At 71.0% G+C, this 17,391-nt stretch carries 15 protein-coding genes; 7 read left to right on the top strand and 8 right to left on the bottom strand.

Annotation, left to right across the window (positions count from 1 at the left end; genetic code table 11):
- The first annotated feature begins 8 nt into the window (after positions 1-8).
- From HND91_RS08455 to HND91_RS08445, 3 genes are all read left to right on the top strand, one after another.
- Positions 9-857 carry an SDR family NAD(P)-dependent oxidoreductase gene (locus HND91_RS08455; protein ID WP_181706127.1) on the top strand — a complete coding sequence of 283 codons (849 nt, stop codon included), beginning with the start codon at positions 9-11 and terminating at the stop codon, positions 855-857.
- Complete coding sequence (locus tag HND91_RS08450; protein WP_181706126.1) at positions 814-1,440, top strand: TetR/AcrR family transcriptional regulator; 627 nt, start codon at positions 814-816, stop codon at positions 1,438-1,440. Before HND91_RS08455 ends, HND91_RS08450 begins: the two co-directional genes overlap by 44 nt.
- A gap of 145 nt (positions 1,441-1,585) precedes the next feature.
- Positions 1,586-4,144 carry a glucose/quinate/shikimate family membrane-bound PQQ-dependent dehydrogenase gene (locus tag HND91_RS08445; RefSeq protein WP_181706125.1) on the top strand — a complete coding sequence of 853 codons (2,559 nt, stop codon included), beginning with the start codon at positions 1,586-1,588 and terminating at the stop codon, positions 4,142-4,144.
- A 34-nt stretch (positions 4,145-4,178) separates the two neighbouring features.
- Here the strand turns inward: HND91_RS08445 and HND91_RS08440 are convergent, their stop codons facing one another.
- The 8 genes from HND91_RS08440 to HND91_RS08405 all read right to left on the bottom strand — a co-directional run bounded on the left by HND91_RS08440 (position 4,179) and on the right by HND91_RS08405 (position 12,584).
- Positions 4,179-4,880, bottom strand: coding sequence for a class II aldolase/adducin family protein (locus HND91_RS08440; RefSeq protein WP_343057222.1), 702 nt, complete (start codon positions 4,878-4,880; stop codon positions 4,179-4,181).
- A gap of 14 nt (positions 4,881-4,894) precedes the next feature.
- Positions 4,895-6,352 carry an FGGY-family carbohydrate kinase gene (locus HND91_RS08435; protein WP_181706124.1) on the bottom strand — a complete coding sequence of 486 codons (1,458 nt, stop codon included), beginning with the start codon at positions 6,350-6,352 and terminating at the stop codon, positions 4,895-4,897.
- Between the two features lie 20 nt (positions 6,353-6,372).
- Entirely contained in the window at positions 6,373-7,008 is a 636-nt protein-coding gene (locus HND91_RS08430; protein ID WP_181706123.1) for a nucleoside triphosphate hydrolase, read from the bottom strand.
- A 124-nt stretch (positions 7,009-7,132) separates the two neighbouring features.
- Positions 7,133-7,981 carry a sugar phosphate isomerase/epimerase family protein gene (locus HND91_RS08425; RefSeq protein WP_181706122.1) on the bottom strand — a complete coding sequence of 283 codons (849 nt, stop codon included), beginning with the start codon at positions 7,979-7,981 and terminating at the stop codon, positions 7,133-7,135.
- Between the two features lie 4 nt (positions 7,982-7,985).
- Positions 7,986-9,005: an ABC transporter permease gene (locus tag HND91_RS08420; RefSeq protein WP_181706121.1), complete on the bottom strand. Its 1,020-nt coding sequence runs from the start codon at positions 9,003-9,005 to the stop codon at positions 7,986-7,988.
- Positions 9,002-10,003: an ABC transporter permease gene (locus HND91_RS08415; protein WP_181706120.1), complete on the bottom strand. Its 1,002-nt coding sequence runs from the start codon at positions 10,001-10,003 to the stop codon at positions 9,002-9,004. Before HND91_RS08415 ends, HND91_RS08420 begins: the two co-directional genes overlap by 4 nt.
- Complete coding sequence (locus HND91_RS08410) at positions 9,996-11,510, bottom strand: sugar ABC transporter ATP-binding protein (protein ID WP_181706119.1); 1,515 nt, start codon at positions 11,508-11,510, stop codon at positions 9,996-9,998. The genes HND91_RS08415 and HND91_RS08410 overlap by 8 nt, the downstream gene beginning before the upstream one ends.
- A gap of 84 nt (positions 11,511-11,594) precedes the next feature.
- Positions 11,595-12,584 (bottom strand): autoinducer 2 ABC transporter substrate-binding protein, encoded by a 990-nt coding sequence (locus HND91_RS08405; protein ID WP_181706118.1) that lies wholly within the window; start codon positions 12,582-12,584, stop codon positions 11,595-11,597.
- Between the two features lie 224 nt (positions 12,585-12,808).
- On the opposite strand from HND91_RS08405, the gene HND91_RS08400 reads away from it, so the two are divergent.
- The 4 genes from HND91_RS08400 (at position 12,809) to HND91_RS08385 (ending at position 17,339) form a co-directional block, all read left to right on the top strand.
- A complete protein-coding gene (locus HND91_RS08400) occupies positions 12,809-13,873 on the top strand; it encodes a LacI family DNA-binding transcriptional regulator (RefSeq protein ID WP_181706117.1) in 1,065 nt (354 codons plus the stop codon).
- A gap of 262 nt (positions 13,874-14,135) precedes the next feature.
- A complete protein-coding gene (locus HND91_RS08395; protein WP_181706116.1) occupies positions 14,136-14,963 on the top strand; it encodes a transporter substrate-binding domain-containing protein in 828 nt (275 codons plus the stop codon).
- Positions 14,964-15,067: 104 nt separating this feature from the next.
- The gene (locus tag HND91_RS08390; protein WP_181706115.1) at positions 15,068-16,354 is read left to right on the top strand and encodes an NAD(P)/FAD-dependent oxidoreductase; all 1,287 of its coding nucleotides are present in this window, start codon (positions 15,068-15,070) and stop codon (positions 16,352-16,354) included.
- A 13-nt stretch (positions 16,355-16,367) separates the two neighbouring features.
- Complete coding sequence (locus tag HND91_RS08385; RefSeq protein WP_181706114.1) at positions 16,368-17,339, top strand: amino acid ABC transporter permease; 972 nt, start codon at positions 16,368-16,370, stop codon at positions 17,337-17,339.
- Positions 17,340-17,391 lie beyond the last annotated feature (52 nt).

Below are 17,391 nucleotides of genomic sequence, written 5' to 3'. Positions count from 1 at the left end.
GAGTTCCGATGGCAGGGTCCGAACCGAGAGATTCGTCGTGGGCCGCCCGCTTCGGCGCCTATGCGCTCGTCACCGGCGCCAGCGACGGCATCGGCCGCGCGCTCGCCGTCGACCTTGCCGGGCGCGGGCAGAACCTGGTGCTGGTGGCCCGGCGCGGCCCGGTGCTGGACGCCCTGGCGGCGGACCTTCGCGGAACGCGGGGGATCGACGTCCGGGTGCTGGCCCTCGACCTCGCGGCGCCGGACGCGATCTGGACGCTGGCAGCCGCCACGGAGACCCTCGACATCGGCCTCCTGGTGACGGCGGCGGGCTACGGCCGGTCCGGCCCGTTCCTGTCGGCGGATCGCGACGGCGAGACCGACATGCTGGCGGTGAACTGCCGCGCGGTGCTGGAGTGCACCCACGTGTTCGCCGGCCGGATGGCCGCCCGGGGGCGGGGCGGCATCGTGCTCCTCAGCTCCCTGGTCGCCTTCCAGGGCGTGCCCCACGCGGCCACCTACGCGGCGAGCAAAGCCTGGGTCCAGGCGTTCGCGGAAGGCATCGCGCCCGAACTCGCCGGGCGCGGCGTCAGCGTCCTCGCGGCGGCGCCCGGCCCGGTCCGCACCGGCTTCGGCGCCCGCGCCGGCATGACGATGGCGGCCGCCGACAGCCCGGACGCGGTGGCGCGCGCGATCCTGGCGGCCCTCGGCCGGCGTCGCACCGTGCGCCCGGGCCGGCTGTCCAAAGTCCTCGGCTGGGGTCTCGCCACGTTGCCCCGCCCGCTCCGGTCCACCATCATGGGGCGAATCATGAAAGGCATGACGGCCGAAGCCGATGGCGAGCAGACAGACCGAGACGCGACCCGAGAGGCCGCCTGACCTCCGGGAGGCCTGCGTCGCCGAGGCCCTCGCCATCATCGCCGAGGAGGGGGTGGAGAAGCTCAGCCTCAGGGAGGTCTCCCGGCGGCTCGGCGTCTCCCACCAGGCGCCCTACAAGCATTTCGAGAGCCGCGACCACATCCTCGCCGAGGTGATCGCCCGCGCCTACGACGACTTCGCCCGGCACCTGGAGGCCCGCCCGCCGGCGACGGAGCCGTTCGCCGACCTGGAGGCCATGGGCCGGGCCTACATGGACTATGCGGTCCGCCACCCGCTCCACTACCGGCTCATGTTCGGCACGCCGCTGCCGGACCCGTCACGCCATCCGGCCATGATGGAGAAGGCGCGCCACGCCTTCGATCTTCTCCGCGACCGGCTCGCCAGCATGGATCTGCGGCCGGTCCACGACGGAACCGCGCCCCCGTTCGACGACGCCCTGTTCATCTGGTCTTGCCTCCACGGCCTCGCCGGCATCCTGCAGTCCGACGCCCTTTGCGGCCTCGACCCGGCCGCGCCGGATCCGGCGCGCGTCATCGGCCACGTCATGGCACGGCTCGGGCTGGCGCTCCGGCCGGAGCGGTGAGCGGCCGCCCGGTGCGCGCGATTTCGTCCGGAACATAACCGGTCATACCCCGTTCCGGCCGCAGGGGCCGTTCCCATCGCAAAGCATGATGCGACGCGGCGCGCCGCCCCGACGAGCGTTTCCAAACCCTTCAGGGAGGCAGCCCATGGCCGGCACACGGCTGAGCAAGGGACCGGTGGTTCTCGGCGTCGTCGTCGCCCTCACGGGCCTCGCGCTTCTCGGCGGAGGCGGCTGGCTGATCGCCCTCGGGGGATCCTGGTACTACGCCGCCGCCGGGCTCGGCCTTCTGGTCACGGCCGGCCTGCTTCTCACCCGGCGGGCGGCGGCCCTGCCGGTCTACGCCGGCGTCGTCCTCTGCACGCTCGTCTGGGCGCTCTGGGAGGTGGGGCTCGACTGGTGGCCGCTCGCCGCGCGGGGCGACGTGCCGGTCATCCTCGGCCTCCTCCTCTTGACGCCCTACGTCACGCGCGGGCTCGTGCGCGCCCGCACGTCGGAACACCGCATCGGCGAGATTCGCCCGCCGTCCGCCTTCAGGGGCTCGGGCCTCGTGCTCACCGCGTCGCTCGCCGTCTCCGTCCTCGTCGCCGGCGCCGCCCTCTTCACGGACCCGCACCGGATCGACGGGACCGTCCCGGACGCCCGGGCCGACGTGCCGGCGGACGCGCTCGGCGTGCCGCCCGGCGAATGGCACGCCTACGGGCGCACCGCGCACGGCCAGCGCTGGTCGCCCCTCGACCAGATCACGCCCGAGACCGTCTCGTCGCTCCAGGAGATCTGGCACTACCACACCGGCGACGTGCGCGGGCCCGACGATCCGCAGGAAACCACCTTCCAGGTCACGCCGCTGAAGATCGGGAACCGGCTCTACCTCTGCACGCCGCACCAGTCGGTGATCGCGCTCGACGCCGACACCGGCGAGGAGATCTGGCGCTTCGATCCGGAGATCCGCGGCGAGCTCGCGCTCCAGCATCTCACCTGCCGGGGGCTCTCCTATTACCCGGGCCGGCCCGAGGGCGCGCCGCCCGAGACGGCCGCCGCCCCGTCGGCGCCCGCTCCCGCCACGCCCGCAACGCCGCCGCCCACCGGAGCCGTCGCGCCCCCGGGCGGCCCGGTGCCGGCCTCCGCGGCCGCGCCGCTGACCGCCGAACTCGGCCTGCCGCAGGCCTCGGCGGCGCCGAACACGACCGCCCGGTGCCCGGCCAAGCTGTTCATGCCGACCGCGGACGGACGGCTGATCGCGCTCGATCCGCAGACGGGCGCCGTCTGCACCGACTTCGGCGACGGCGGCCAGATCAATCTCTGGATGAACATGCCGTTCAAGAAGCCCGGCGGCTACTATTCCACCTCGCCGGTGGTGGTGACGCGCGACCGCATCATCGTGGGCGGCACCGTGCTCGACAACGTGTCCACGTCGGAGCCCTCCGGCGTCATCCGGGCCTTCGACCTTGAGACCGGCGCGCTCCTCTGGAACTTCGACAGCGGCCGCCCGGACGTGACCCGACCGCTGCAGCCGGGCGAGACCTACACGCCGAATTCGCCGAACAGCTGGTCCATCATGAGCGTCGACGAGGCGCTCGGCATGGTCTACGTGCCGCTCGGCAACCAGCCGCCGGACCAGTGGGGCGGCAACCGCAGCCCGGAGGTGGAGCGCTTCTCCTCCTCGGTGGTCGCGCTCGACCTTGCCAGCGGCCAGGTGCGCTGGGTGTTCCAGACGGTCCACCACGACCTCTGGGACTATGACGTGCCGTCCCAGCCGACGCTGGTGGACCTGACGGTGAACGGCGAGACCGTGCCCGCCCTCGTGCAGCCGACCAAGCAGGGCGAGATCTACGTGCTCGACCGGCGGACCGGCGAACCGGTCCTGCCGGTCACCGAGACGCCCGCGCCGCAAGGCGCCGTGGAGGGCGACTTCACGGCCCCGACCCAGCCGGTCTCGGCCCTCTCCCTCGACCCGGAGCCGCTCTCCGGCGCCAGCATGTGGGGCGCGACCCTGTTCGACCAGCTGGCCTGCCGCATCCAGTTCCACCGCCACCGCTACGAGGGCCGCTACACGCCGCCGTCGCTGGAAGGCTCGATCGTCTATCCGGGCAACTTCGGCGTCTTCAACTGGGGCTCCATCGCGGTCGACCCGGAGCGGCAGATCGCCTTCATCACGCCCACCTACCTCGCCTTCACGTCGCAGCTGGTGCCCCGGCCGGACGACGAGAGCCTCGTCGTCCAGGGCGAGCAGCCGCAGGGCGCGCTGCCGGCGCTGAACGAGAACTTCGGCGCTCCCTACGCGGTGAAGATGGGACCGCTCCTGTCGCCGCTCGGCCTGCCGTGCCAGGCGCCGCCGTGGGGCTACGTGGCGGCGGCGGACCTCACCACCGGCGAGATCCTGTGGATGCACAAGAACGGCACCACCCGGGACGCCTCGCCCATCCCGCTGCCGCTTCCGATGGGCGTGCCCAACCTCGGCGGCCCGATCGTCACCGCCGGCGGCGTCGCCTTCCTGTCCGGCACGATCGACTATTATGTGCGCGGCTATGACGTGCGCACCGGCGAGGAGCTCTGGAAGAGCCGGCTGCCGGCGGGGGGCCAGGCGACGCCCATGACCTACACCGCGTCCGACGGCCGGCAGGTGCTGCTGGTGGTCGCCGGCGGCCACGGCTCCCTCGGCACCAAGGCCGGCGACAGCGTGATCGCCTACGCGCTGCCGAAGTAGGCGCGGCGCCGGCGGGCGCCGCCGCCCGCCCCGGTCAGTCCGCCGCGCGCGGCCGGGCCACGTCGTTGGTGCCGTCGGGGTCGGGCGCGAGGCCGTAGCTCATGCGCTTCATCTGGGCGATGACCCGCTCCATCTCGTCGTCCGGCAGCACCGGCGGCTCGCCGAGGGTGAGCGCCTGGACGTACATGCGCGACAGCGTCTCCACCTCGATGGCGAGCCAGAGGGCGCTCTCCAGCGTCTTGCCGAGCGAGATCTGGCCGTGCTGGCCGAGGAGGCACGCCATCCGGCCCTCCAGGGCTTTGATGGCGTTGTCGGACAGCGCCTGGGTGCCGAAGGTGGCGTATTCGGCGCAGCGGATGGTGGTGCCGCCGGCGATGCCGGTCATGTAGTGGAAGCTCGGGATCGTCCTGTGGTGGCAGGCGAGCGTGGTCGCGTACATCGAATGGCAGTGGAGCACCACGTCGATGTCCTGGCGGTTCTTCAGGATGTCGCGGTGGAAGCGCCATTCGGACGACGGCCGCCGGCCCACGTAGGTGCCGTCGAAGTCCATCTCGACCAGGTCGTCCGGCGTCATGACGTCGTAGGGCAGGGACGACGGCGTGATCAGGAAGCCGGTCGCCGTGCGGACGGACAGGTTGCCGGCGGTGCCCTGGTTGATGCCGCTGGAATTCATCCGGCGGCAGGTTTCCACCATCTCGCGGCGGAGCGCCGCCATGTCGGTGCTGGTCTCGGTCACGGGGACATCCTTCTTCACATCGGTTCGGGCGCCGGAGCGGCCGCGGACGCGCGCGCCGCGGCGCGCCAGCGGGCCGCGTAGGCGGCGAGGGCGGTTCTTGGAAGCGCCAGGGACTGCGGCGCGGCGAGGGAGAGCGGCGCCGGTTCGGTCCGGCTCTCGTGAGTGGCGAGGAGGGCGGCGCCGGCCGCCACGCCGTCGGTCTCCAGGGTGTAGACCACCTCCTGGTCCGGGCGCAGGCCGGCGAGGAGCGCCGCGAAGGCCGGGTCGCGCAGGGAGCTGCCGTCGAGCACCACCTGTCCCCGGCTGGCGAGGGCCGTCAGGCACTCGTCCGCCAGGAGGGCGGTGTAGAGCACGGCGAGCGCCCGCCGCTCCTCGGCGTCGAGCGGAGGCGGGCCGGCGATCCGGCCCCGGCCGGCGCTGCCCGGGAAAAGGCCGTCGTCCGTGTGGAAGGACGGCAGCGCCATCGTGCCCTGGTCGACGAGGCGCGCGATCGTCGCCGCCTCGGCCGGGCGGGGGGAAGGGTCCGGTCCGGCCACGTGGGAGAATTCCCGCCCGCCCATGGTGAGCGCGCCGCCGACGGGCCGGCCGTGGACGTCGCTGTTCAGGGTCATGCCAGGCGTCTCGGCGAGCCTCTCCAGCGGCGTCTCGCCGCTGAGGCCGACGATCCAGGTGCCGGTGGAGAGCACCGTGAAGCCGGATAGGCCGGCGGACTGGTAGCGGTAGAAGTTGGCGCTGGAATCGTGGATGCCGGCGAGCACCCGCAGGCCTTTCGGCAGGCCGTGCCGCGCGGCGAGCGCCGGGCGGATCCGTCCAACCTCCGCCCAGGCGGGCGCGACCGGCGGCAGCAGGCGCTCCCAGCCGCGGGCGCGCACGATCGGGGCGAAGCGCCGCTCCGGCACGTTCCAGAGATGCGACTGCGCGCCGAGGCAGGTGGCCTCCGACACGGCCTCGCCGGTCAGCCGCCAGGCCCAGTATTGCGGGATGCCGAGCGACCAGCGGGCCCTGGCGAACGCCTCCGGCTCGGCCATCTCCATCCAGAGCATCTGGCGGGCCTGGTGGGTCGCCGCCATCATGATGGCGCTGCCCCGGTCGAAGAAGGAGCCGGCGAGCGGCCCGTAGGCGGCGTCGACCGCCTCCGGCGGGGCCTGCTCGTAGTCTATCATCGGCAGCACGAGGCCGTCGCCCGCGTCCGGGTCGTCGCCGGTCAGCATGCCGCCGGAGCCGTGGCCGGCGGCGACGACCGTCGTGATCGGATGGCGGCGGCAGAGGGTGGCGAGGCTCTCGAACGCCCAGTCGCCGAGGCCGGCGAGGTCGTGGTGGCGCCAGGGCGGGCCGGGCCGGACGGCGTTCGGCACCGAGAAGGCCTCCACCACCCGGCCGGCGTCGGTGGCGGCGTTCAGCTTGACGTTGGTCTTCCCCACGTCGAGGACGGCGACGGTGGCCGGCGCGTCCCGGCTTTCATGCGCGGCCATGGCAACCTCCGAGGGCGGTGTCAGGTCTCGATCCGGTGGTCGGGCTCGGCGCTGCCGGCGAGCACCGCGAGGCCGTTCGGCAGGTCGTTGGTCTCCACCTTGCGGCGGATCTCCTCCGCCGGAAGGTTGAAGCCCTCCCAGCGCTCGGTCAGGCGGCGGCGCAGCGTGTCCTCGCCGGTCGCCACCAGGACGGTGACGTCGAAGATGGGCTTGATCCGGTCCCAGGGCGGCTGCCGCATCAGGAGATAGTTGCCCTCGGCCACGATGATGCCGGTCTCGCGCGGGATCAGCCGGCCGCCGGCGCGGGCGATCTCGATGGAGCGGTCGAACACCGGCACCGCCACGGTCGGGTCCTCGTTGGCCTTCAGGCGCTTCAGGAGATGGATGAGGCCGAGGACGTCGAAGGTCTCGATGGCGCCCTTGCGCGGCAGGAGGCCGAGCTCGGACAGCACCGCGTCGTCATAGTGGAAGCCGTCCATGGGGAGAACGGCCGCAAGGCCGGGCCGGTCCCGGTTCAGCCGCTCCACGAGGGCGTCCGCCAGGGTGGACTTGCCGGAGCCGGGCGGGCCGGCGATGCCGACCATCAGCCGCCGGCCGTCGTGGCGGGCGCGGAGAAGGTCGGCGAGGTGGGCGGCGGTCTCGTCGAGGGTGGGCATCGGGGTCACGTCATGATCGGGAAGCCGGACGGCATCGTCGCGGCCGAGGGCCGTTCCGCCCGGGTCCACCCGGCGGAACGGCAGGTGCGTCGTCCGGCCGACGGACGGCGGCCGGATCGAGCGGTCAGATCAGGCCGTACTGGCGGGCCTTGTTGCGCAGGAACGGCAGGCCGTTGCCCATCACCTCGGCCTCGTCCTTGGCGACCGGGCGCCACACGGCGAGGCCGTAGGCCACCTCCGGCGGCATGTTGATGAAGCTCTCCATGGCGAGGCCCCCCTTGAAGCCGATGGCGGCGAGCGTGGCGTAGATCTCGTCCCACGGCACGTTGCCGGCGCCCGGCGCGCCCCGGTCGCTCTCGGAAAGGTGGATGTAGCGCAGATGCTCGCGTGCATCGAGGATGCCGTTGGCGGCGCCCTTCTCCTCGATGTTCATGTGGTAGGTGTCGAGGTGCACGAACACGTTGTCCATGCCCACGCGCTCCACCATCGCCACAGCCTGCTTGCCGGTGTTGATCAGGTGGTTCTCGTAGCGGTTCACCGCCTCCACGCCGAGGAGGATGCCCTTGTCCTTGGCGTGCCTGGCGGCGGCCGTCAGGGCGCGGGCGATGTTGTCGTATTCGCCTTCCGTCGGCGGCACGCCGGTGCGCTCGCCGATGCCGCCGAAGATGACGCCCGACAGGGCCTCGCAGCCCATCTCGGCGGTCTTGTCGATGGCGACCTTCAGATACTCCACCGCCGCGTCGGGCCGCACCGACGCCCAGGCGCGCTCCGGCAGGCCGAGGGAGCAGATGGCCCGGAGGTTGTTCTTCTCCAGGAGCGCGCGGGTGTGCGCGGCGTCCACCGCCGGCGCGTTGAGGAGCGCGATCTCGATGAAATCCATCTTGTAGTGGACGGCCGCCGCGATCGCCTTCTCGGCGCCCGCCCGGTCCCAGTTCATGGTCCACATGCTCGTATGAACGCCGAAGCCTTGCATTGTCCTATCCTTTTCCAGGCTTGAAGGGTCCGATCCGCCCGGCGACCCAGCGCAGCACCATCACGGTGATGAGGAGGATGCCCCACACCGCCGTCGCCAGATGCTGGTTGGCGCCGACGAGGTTGAGGCCGGACGAAAGGAGCTGCAGCACGACGAGCGCGACGAACACCGGGATCACCCGGCCGAAGCCGCCGAACGGGTTCACGCCGCCGAGAAAGCAGGCGAGCACGGTGATGAGCAGGTAGGATTCGCCGTGGCCGACGCGCACCGAGTTGAACCGCGCCAGCATGATGATGCCCGCGATCGCGCACATGGCGCCGGAGAGCGTGTAGACGAGCACCAGCACCTTGCGGGTGTTCACGCCCGAATAGCGCGCCGCCTCGATGTTGGAGCCGATCATGAAGGTGTTGAAGCCGAGCTTGGTGCGCGTCAGCAGCACGTGCCAGGCGAGGACGCAGCCGATGAAGATGAGGAGCGGCACCGGCAGGCCGACGAGGGTGCCGTGGCCGATCGGCTGCACGTAGGACGGAAAGCCCGACACGTCGCCGCCGCGGGTGAGGAATTCGCCGAGGCCGCGCAGGAAGATCATCATCGACAGGGAGACGAGGATCGGGTGCGCCCGCGTGTAGGCGATGACGAGCCCCATGACGACGCCGGTGGACGCGCCGACCGCGATCGCCGCGAGGCACGCGAGGGCGAACACCGGCATCGGCGCCTCCAGGCCGCCGTTGGCGTGGAGGATCCAGGCGACCGTGAGGCCGGAGATGTTGGCCGTGAACGTGATGGCGAGATTGAGCCCGCCGGTCAGCACCGGCAGCAGCATGGCGAGGGTGAGGAGCCCGAGTTCCGGCAGCTGGAAGCCGACCGCCCCGAAGGTGGCGCGGCTGAGGAACTGCGGCGAGACGAGGCTGAACACCACCACGACGGCCACGAAGGCGAGGACCGGGCCGGCCATCTCCGGGCCGACGAGGGCTTTCAGGCGCGCCCCGAGGGTGGCGCGCGCGGGGGTGACGGCGGCGTTCATGACCGCGCTCCCTGGCTGCGGGCCGTGCCGAACAGGCGCTCGAGCCGGCTGTTGGAAAGGGCGATGGCGACGAGGATGATGGCGCCGACGATCATCTTGAAGGCGTAGGGCGACACGCCGAGGAGGTTGAGGCCGTTCTGGGTGATCGAGATCAGGAGCACGCCGAGCACGCAGCCGATCACCGTGCCCTTGCCGCCGCCGAGGCGGGCGCCGCCGAGCACCACGGCGGCGAGCACGTCGAGCTCCCGGCCGTAGAGGGCGTTCGGCACCACCTCCTGGGCATAGTGCGCCTGCACGAGGCCGCCGATGCCGGCCATCAGGCCGAGCCAGCCGAAGGCGATGTACTGCATGGCGCCGATGTCGATGCCGAAGCGGCGGGCGCCCTCCGGGTTGTCGCCGAAGGCGTAGAGCTGGCGGCCGATGGTGGTGCGGCCGATCAGGAAGGAGGTGGCGATCACGCAGACCACCATCACGAGCACCGGCAAGGTGATCTCGATCCAGGAGCCGTCGGCGGTCTGGTGCTCGAAGAGGATCACGCGGGTCGTCAGCCAGTCGGGCAGGTTGTAGATCGACACGCCCCTGGTGAAGAACATCAGGAGGCCGAAGTAGATGTTGAAGGTCGCGATGGTGGCGACGATCGAGATGATCTTGAAGGTGTGGATCAGGAAGGCGTTGAAGACGCCGAGCAGGATCCCGATCGAGGCGGCGATCAGGAAGCCGGAGATCCACTCGCCGCCGCCGATCGACCCGAGGATGACGGCGGTCACGTACTGGACCACCGAGGCGGCGACCGCGAAGGAGATGTCGATGCCGCCGGCGATCAGCACGACCAGCAGGCCCACCGCGAAGATGATGTTCACGGCGCTGATGTTGAGGAGGTCGAAGGCGTTGCCGAGGGTGAGGAAGCGCTCGGTGGAGAGCCCGAGCCCCAGCGACAGCACCACGATCACCGCGAGGAGGACGATCTCCGTCCCGTGGGAATGAAGCGCTTTAGGCATAGACGGCGGCCTCGATGTCGGCGAGCGCGGTTGCTCGCGGGTCGAACCAGTTCGCCATGCGGCCGTTCGCCATGTGGAGCACCCTGTCCGCGTTGAAATAGGCCTCCGGCACCTCGTCGGTGATGAGGATGATGGCGAGGCCCTCCGCCGCCAGCTTGGCGACGATGTCGAAGATGCCGGCCCGCGCCCCCACGTCGACGCCCACCGTGGGGCTGTCCAGGATGAGGAGCTTGGGGTTGGTGGCGAGCCACTTGGCGATGGCGACGCGCTGCTGGTTGCCGCCGGAGAGCGTCGAGATGGCGTCCTCCTGGCGGCCGATCTTCACAGCGAGCCGGCGGATCCAGTCGGCCACCAGGTCGCGCTTGCGCCGCTCCGACAGGAGGCCGCCGGTGAGGAGCCGGTCGTAGGAGGCCATCACCAGGTTGTCGGCGATCGACTGGGGCTGGATCAGCCCGAGCGACAGCCGGTCCTCCGACAGGTAGGCGATGCCGGCCCGGATCGCGTCGCGGTTGGAGGAGAAGCGCACCGGCCGGCCCTCCAGGCGGATCGACCCGGACGTCGGCCGGAGCATGCCGAAGAGCGCGAGGGCGAGCTCGGTGCGGCCCGCGCCGAGGAGGCCCGTGATGGCGAGCGTCTCGCCCTGGCGGACCGTGAAGGAAATGTCCTCGAAGAGGCCCGCGCGGGTGAGCCGGTCCACCTCCAGCACCACCGGCCGGCCTTCCATGGGGCGGGCCCGGACGGTCTGGTCGAACATCTTGCCGGTCATCAGCTCGGTGATGCGCGACTGGGTCATGCCCTCGGTCGGGTAGACGCCGACGAGCGCGCCGTCGCGCAGCACCGTCAGGCGGCTGGAGATCTCCAGCACCTCGGCGAGCCGGTGGCTGACGAACACCACGGCGACGCCGGAAGCGGAGAGAGTGCGGACGATGTCGAGGAGGCAGTCCGTCTCCGACTGGGTCAGCGAGGCGGTCGGCTCGTCCATGAAGACGATCCTGGCCTCGCCCACCAGGGCGCGGGCGATCGCCACGATCTGCCGCTGGGCGATCGGGAAGTCCTTCAACGGCCGGTCCACGTCGAGGGTTACGCCGAGGCGCTTCAGGGCGGCCGTGGCGGCCTCCCGCATGCGGCCGTAGTCGACGAGGCGCGGCCGACGACCGACCACCGTCTGGAAGGCGATGTTCTCCGCCACGGACATTTCGGGGAAGAGCGCGAGATCCTGCCAGATCACCTGGATGCCGGCCGCCTGCGCGGTCACCGGCGACATGTGCGTGTAGGTCTCGCCGCCATACTCGATCACGGCGCCGGGCTCCGGCCTGTAGACGCCGGTGATGACCTTGATCAGCGTGCTCTTGCCGGAGCCGTTCTCGCCGGCGAGGCAGTGGACCTCTCCGGGCAGCACCTCGAAGCTGACGTTCTTCAGGGCGCGGACGCCGCCGAAGGTCACGTTGATGTCGCGAAGGGACAAGAGCGGCCGTTGGGCCGCGCCCCGGTCGAGGGCTTCGGTCATGGCGAAAGGCTCGTCGATGGTGCGCGGGAACAAGGGGCACCGGGCCGGCCGTCTCCGGCCCGGTGCGTGTGTCGTGTCACGTCCTCAGAGGCCCATGGCGGCGAGGTCGGCCACCGTGTCCTTGTTGATCGGGACGATCTGGTCGACGATGATGTTGCGGGCCTCGAAGTCCGGCTCGATCTTGCCGAGGCCTTCGATCTCCTCGCCGGCCTTCAGCTCGCCGCCCTTGAGGAGACGGTCCGCCATGGTGACGAACACCTCGCCGGCCTGCTTGGGGTTCCACATGAAGCCGCCCGAGATGGCGTCGGAGGTCACCAGCTTCTGGCCCTGGCCGGGCGAGAAGGGGCCGAGCACGAACACCTCGCCCACCTTGCGGCGCTCTTCCACGGCGCGGCCGGCGCCGATCGGGCCCTGGCTGCCGAAGGCGAGGAAGCCCTTGAGGTTCGGGTTGGCGGACATCAGGTCGAGCGCGGTGGAGCGGCTCTTGTCCACGTCCTCGGCCACGCCGTAGCGGTCGCCGACGAGCTTCATGTCCGGATGGTTGGCCTTGATGTATTCGATCGCCGCGTCGGCCCAGGCGTTGTGCAGCGGCACCGTCAGCGAGCCGACGAACACGGCGTATTCGCCCTTGCCGCCCATCTTCTCGGCGAGCAGCTTGCCGTGGGCCTCGCCGAAGCCGGTGGCGGAGGCGAGCTCGAAGTTCCAGTCGGCGCCCTTCTGGCCGGGGCTCTCGTGGGTGATCACGATGATGCCGGCGTCGCGGGCCTTGGTGAGCACCGGCTCCAGCACCTTCGCGTCGTTCGGCACCACGCCGATCACCTTCACGCCCTGGGCGATAAGGTCCTCGATGGCGCGCACCTGGAGGGCCGGGTCGGCGCTGGTCGGGCCGACCATGAAGGCGTCGAGCCCGAGCTCCTGGCCGCGCTCCTTGATGCCGGCCTCCATGGCGTTGAACCACGGAATGCCGCCGATCTTCACGACGACGCCCACCTTCGCGGCGTCCTGCGCGAAGGCGGCGAACGAGGCGCCAAGCGACAACGATGCGGCCAGCGCCGCGACAAGCAGCTTCCTCATGTGTTGATCCTCCCAGATGGTCCCGTTCGGGATCCGTCGGCGCGCCCTGTGCGACAGGGCATCGATGCGAATCGTCCTCTCCCGCCGCTTCCTCGAGCGGCTCCGTCGACGGGTGCAGCGAACCATCGCAGTTCGCATTGCACAATCGATGGTGCAGCTACTATCCTGCAGGCCGCCGCTGTCGTCAAGGGTATCGCGGCGGTATGGAAGCGGCAGGAGGGGCCATGGACCGAACCGCCAAGAAGAAAGCGACGATCTACGATCTGTCGGTGCTGTCCGGCTGCTCGCCGTCCACCGTCAGCGCCGTCCTCAACGGCTCCTGGCGCCAGCGGCGTATCAAGGAGAGCACGGCCGAGCTGATCCAGGGGCTCGCCGCCAAGCACCAGTACACCGCCAACCTGCAGGCCCGCGGCCTCCGGCGCTCCCGCTCCGGCCTCGTCGGCCTGCTGCTGCCGGTCCACGACACCCGCTACTTCTCGTCCATGGCGCAGACCTTCGAAGCCTGCGTGCGCAGCCGTGGCCAGTGCCCGGTCGTGGTCAGCGCCTGCCGCGACCCGCAGGAGGAGCGGCAGATCGTCGAGACCCTGATCTCCTATTCGATCGAGGCGCTGATCGTCGCCGGCGCCACCGATCCGGACGGGGTCCACGCGGTCTGCGAGGCGGCGGGCCTCAGGCATGTCAACATCGACCTGCCGGGCACCAAAGCCGCCTCGGTGATAAGCGACAACTACGCCGGCGCGCGCCTCCTGACCGAGGCGATCGTCCGCCGCTGCGGCGCCGACCGGCCGCTCGACGCGACCGACCTCCACCTGTTCGGCGGGCGCGACGACCACGCGAGCCGTGAGCGCATCCGCGGCTTCCGCGACGCCAAGCGGGACGTCCTCGGCGCCGACCCGGACGGCTGCATCACCCCCACCGGCTATTCGCCGACCACCAGCCGCCTCGCCTTCGAGGACTATTTCGAGCGGAACGGGCGGCTGCCGCGCGGCCTGTTCGTGAACTCGTCCATCAACCTGGAGGGCCTGATCCGTTTCATGGCCCACCACCCGAACGACACGTTCACCGACCTGGTGGTCGGCTGCTACGACTACGACCCGTTCGGATCCTTCCTGCCCTTCCCGGTCATCATGATCCGCCAGGACGTGGAGACCATGATCGCCCGGGCCTTCGCGCTCCTGGACGAGGGGCGGCCGGCGGCCCGGATCCATCTGGTGACGCCCGAACTGGTGCCGCCGCGCACGGCGCTCCGCGGCCCGCTCGACGCCCTGAAGGACGAAGCGCCGGCCTGAGCGCGCCCGGCGCGTCCGCTCCTCGGTTCCCTTCCGCCGTCCCCGGCCTCGCCGTCCTCGGCCGACACCCGAGTGGAATGCGAACCGCTTGCATATGTCAGCCCGTTGACGGAGGCTGCGGAAGGTGCGACGGTCCGCCTGTCGGACGTCTTACAACGTGGCCCGTTCCGCCCTGAAGGGCGCGGCGAGGCCCACCGCCACGGGGAACGGCAATGTCCGTTCCCGAAAGAGCGACGTCCGGGACAACCGGAGGGAGACTACAATGATCGGGTTCAGGAGTTCCGCCATCGCTGCCCTGGCGCTGGCCGCCGGCCTCGTGTCGGCCGAGGCTGGAGAGACGCTCGACCGCGTCACCAAGGCGGGGTCGATGACGGTCGCCACCAACAGCGGGTGGCCTCCCCAGAGCTATCTCGACGAGAACAACGAGATGGTCGGCTTCGACATCGACGTCGCCAAGGAGATCGCCAAGCGGCTCGGCGTGTCGGTGACGTTCGAGACGCCCGAGTGGGCGGTGCTGACCGGCGGCCGCTGGCACGGCCGCTTCGACCTCGCGGTCGGCTCGGTCACGCCCACCAAGGCGCGCGCCCAGGTGATCGACTTCCCGGCCGTCTACTATTCCAGCCCCTACGTCTTCGTGGTCCACAAGGACAGCAAGGCGACGAGCCGCGAGGACCTCAACGGCAAGGTGATCGGCGTCGAGACCGGCACCACGTCGGAGGACTACATCCGCCGCCAGCTCGCCATCGACGCGCCGGACGTGCCGCCGGTGGAATACACCCTGGAGCCGGGCGACATCCGCACCTACGCGGACAGCATGCTGCCGTTCGACGACCTGCGCCTCGGCGACGGCGTGCGCGTGGACGCGGTGATCGCCCCCGAGCAGACCGCGCTCGGCGCCATCAAGAACGGCTATCCGCTGAAGGTGATCGAGGGCGACTACGCTTTCCGCGAGCCGCTGGTGGTCGTCACCGACAAGGGCGACGCGGAGTGGAACGCCAAGATCAAGGAGATCGTGGAGGCCATGAAGGCCGACGGCACGCTCTCCGCGCTCACCACCAAGTGGTACGGCAAGGACTACAGCCCGAGCTGACGGCACGGGGACCGAGAGACGCCGCCGGCGCGGGGCCCGACGGGTCCGGCGCCGGCCGGCTCGCCGCGCCCCCGCCGGGGGCTTCCAGTCCGACCGGGACCGTCATGACCTATATCGACACCTATTACGCGCGCACTGTCGCCGACGAGCGCCGCCGCGCGCCCCTGTCCGGCGCCGAGACCGCTGACGTCTGCATCGTCGGCGGCGGCCTCGCCGGCCTCACCGCCGCGCTCACGCTCGCCCGGGCCGGCCGGTCCGTGGTCGTTCTCGAGGCGCGGCGCGTCGGCTGGGGCGCCTCCGGGCGCAACGGCGGCTTCGTCAGCCCCGGCTACTCCACCGGCCTCGACGCCATCGCCCGGCGCGTCGGCCCGGACCACGCGGCGGACCTCCACCGCCTTTCCGTCGAAGGCATGCGCTTCGTCCGGCGCACCATCGACGAGCTCGGCGTCGCCGATGCCCGGCCTGTGCACGGCATCATGAGCACGCTGCGCTACGACGGCGCCGACGAGCTGAAGGCCCACCGGGACCGGATGGAGCGGCAGTTCGGCTATGCGCTCACCTACATGGACCGGGACGCCGTCCAGGCGGTCCTGAAGTCGCCGCGCTACTTCCAGGCGCTGCGCGACCCCACCGGCTTCCACTTCCACCCCCTCAACTACGCCCGCGCCCTGGCGGCGGAGATCGAGCGCCTCGGCGGCCGCATCTTCGAGGCGAGCGAGGCGGTCTCGGCCGAGCTCGACGGGCCGGCCAGGCGGATCGTCACCGCGGCCGGCTCGGTGAGCGCGCGCGACGTGCTCTTCGCCGGCGGCGGCTACACCGACCGGCTGGTGCCGTCGCTGCGCAAGGCCATGCTGCCGATCGCCACCTACGTGCTCGTCACGGAGCGTGCGCCGGACCTGATCCGCACCGCCATCGCCACCACCGACGCCATCGGGGACAACCGCCGGGCGGGCGACTACTACCGCCTCGTCGACGGCGGCGAGCGCATCCTGTGGGGCGGCAAGATCACCACCCGCACCGCCGAGCCGCGCGATCTCGCCGAACGGCTCCGCCGCACCATGGTGTCCACCTACCCGCAGCTGGCCCCGCTGAAGGTGGAGGTCGCCTGGTCGGGCCTCATGTCCTACGCCCGCCACCTGATGCCCCAGATCGGCCGGCTGAAGCCGGGCGTCTGGTACGCCACCGCCTTCGGCGGCCACGGCATGAACACCACCACCATCGGCGGCATCACGGTGGCCGAGGCGATCGCCGGCACCAGCGACCGGGTGCGCCTGTTCGCGCCGTTCGCGCTCGACTGGACCGGCGGGCCGTTCGGCATGGCGGCCGTGCAGCTCACCTACTGGCGCCTCCAGGCCCAGGACTGGTGGCGCGAACGCGGCGCGGCCGCTTGAGGAGGGCGAACCCATGATCGCAGCACTGCGCGCCAACCCGCACCTTCGCGGTGCCCCCGCCATCGCGGCGGCGAGCTTCCTCGCCTTGGCGGCCCTCTTCTACGCCGCCGGCGCCGGCAGCGACTGGGTGGAGGCCATGGTCCCGTCCCTCGCCGGCCTCCAGGAGGCCGCGCCCAAGCTTTCCAGCCTGGCGGTCTCGGCCTTCTACGCCCTGCTGCTGGTCGCCAACGGCATCGTCATCACGAAGCTGACCCGCTCCGTTCAGATCCAGGTGATCTGGGTCGAGCTCGCCGTCCTGCTACTCCTGTTCTTCTGGTCGTTCGACCTCAGCCTGCCCTTCATCGCCCGCAAGATCGGCTTCCTGATCACCCAGGGCGTGGCGATGACGCTCTACATCTCGGCGGTCTCCATCCTGATCGCCTCGGTGCTCGCCATGGCGGGAGCGGTGGCCAAGCTGTCGGAGAGCGGCATCGCCTACGGGCTCGCGAGCTTCTACACTTCGCTCTTCCGCGGCCTGCCGCTCCTGATGCAGATCTACATCATCTATCTCGGCCTGCCGCAGCTCGGCTACATCGTCGGGCCGGTGCCGGCCGGCATCGCGGCCCTGTCGCTCTGCTACGGCGCCTACATGACGGAAATCTTCCGCGCCGGCATCGAGAGCATCCCGAAGGGCCAGTGGGAGGCCGCCACCGCCCTCGGCCTCAGCCGGGCGCGCACCTTCCGGCTCGTCATCATCCCGCAGGCCATGCGGCTGGTGATCCCGCCCACCGGCAACCAGTTCATCGCCATGCTGAAGGACTCCTCGCTGGTGTCCGTGGTCGGCGTCTGGGAACTCATGTACCTGGCCCGCACCCAGGGCCAGACCGAATTCCGCCATGTGGAGATGCTGATCACCGCCTCGATGATCTACTGGATCCTGTCCATGGGCCTGGAATACGTGCAGGCGCGGATCGAGAAGCACTTCTCCCGCTCGCTGAAGCGCTGAACGGTCGGTCTGCGCACGACGAATGGCCCGGCGCCTCGCGAAGAGACGCCGG

Origin of the sequence: Chthonobacter rhizosphaerae (assembly GCF_013839525.1) — a bacterium.
Taxonomy (GTDB): domain Bacteria; phylum Pseudomonadota; class Alphaproteobacteria; order Rhizobiales; family Pleomorphomonadaceae; genus Chthonobacter; species Chthonobacter rhizosphaerae.
Note: the sequence above shows the minus strand (reverse complement) of the source record. Positions and strands in the feature narration are given on the sequence as shown.

Excerpts from the sequence above, each read along its gene's own strand:
- HND91_RS08455 (WP_181706127.1), top strand. The coding sequence starts at position 9 with ATGGCAGGGTCCGAACCGAGAGATTCGTCGTGGGCCGCCCGCTTCGGC.
- HND91_RS08450 (WP_181706126.1), top strand. The coding sequence starts at position 814 with ATGGCGAGCAGACAGACCGAGACGCGACCCGAGAGGCCGCCTGACCTC.
- HND91_RS08445 (WP_181706125.1), top strand. The coding sequence starts at position 1,586 with ATGGCCGGCACACGGCTGAGCAAGGGACCGGTGGTTCTCGGCGTCGTC.
- HND91_RS08435 (WP_181706124.1), bottom strand. The coding sequence starts at position 6,352 with ATGGCCGCGCATGAAAGCCGGGACGCGCCGGCCACCGTCGCCGTCCTC.
- HND91_RS08430 (WP_181706123.1), bottom strand. The coding sequence starts at position 7,008 with ATGCCCACCCTCGACGAGACCGCCGCCCACCTCGCCGACCTTCTCCGC.
- HND91_RS08425 (WP_181706122.1), bottom strand. The coding sequence starts at position 7,981 with ATGCAAGGCTTCGGCGTTCATACGAGCATGTGGACCATGAACTGGGAC.
- HND91_RS08420 (WP_181706121.1), bottom strand. The coding sequence starts at position 9,005 with ATGAACGCCGCCGTCACCCCCGCGCGCGCCACCCTCGGGGCGCGCCTG.
- HND91_RS08415 (WP_181706120.1), bottom strand. The coding sequence starts at position 10,003 with ATGCCTAAAGCGCTTCATTCCCACGGGACGGAGATCGTCCTCCTCGCG.
- HND91_RS08410 (WP_181706119.1), bottom strand. The coding sequence starts at position 11,510 with ATGACCGAAGCCCTCGACCGGGGCGCGGCCCAACGGCCGCTCTTGTCC.
- HND91_RS08405 (WP_181706118.1), bottom strand. The coding sequence starts at position 12,584 with ATGAGGAAGCTGCTTGTCGCGGCGCTGGCCGCATCGTTGTCGCTTGGC.
- HND91_RS08400 (WP_181706117.1), top strand. The coding sequence starts at position 12,809 with ATGGACCGAACCGCCAAGAAGAAAGCGACGATCTACGATCTGTCGGTG.
- HND91_RS08395 (WP_181706116.1), top strand. The coding sequence starts at position 14,136 with ATGATCGGGTTCAGGAGTTCCGCCATCGCTGCCCTGGCGCTGGCCGCC.
- HND91_RS08390 (WP_181706115.1), top strand. The coding sequence starts at position 15,068 with ATGACCTATATCGACACCTATTACGCGCGCACTGTCGCCGACGAGCGC.
- HND91_RS08385 (WP_181706114.1), top strand. The coding sequence starts at position 16,368 with ATGATCGCAGCACTGCGCGCCAACCCGCACCTTCGCGGTGCCCCCGCC.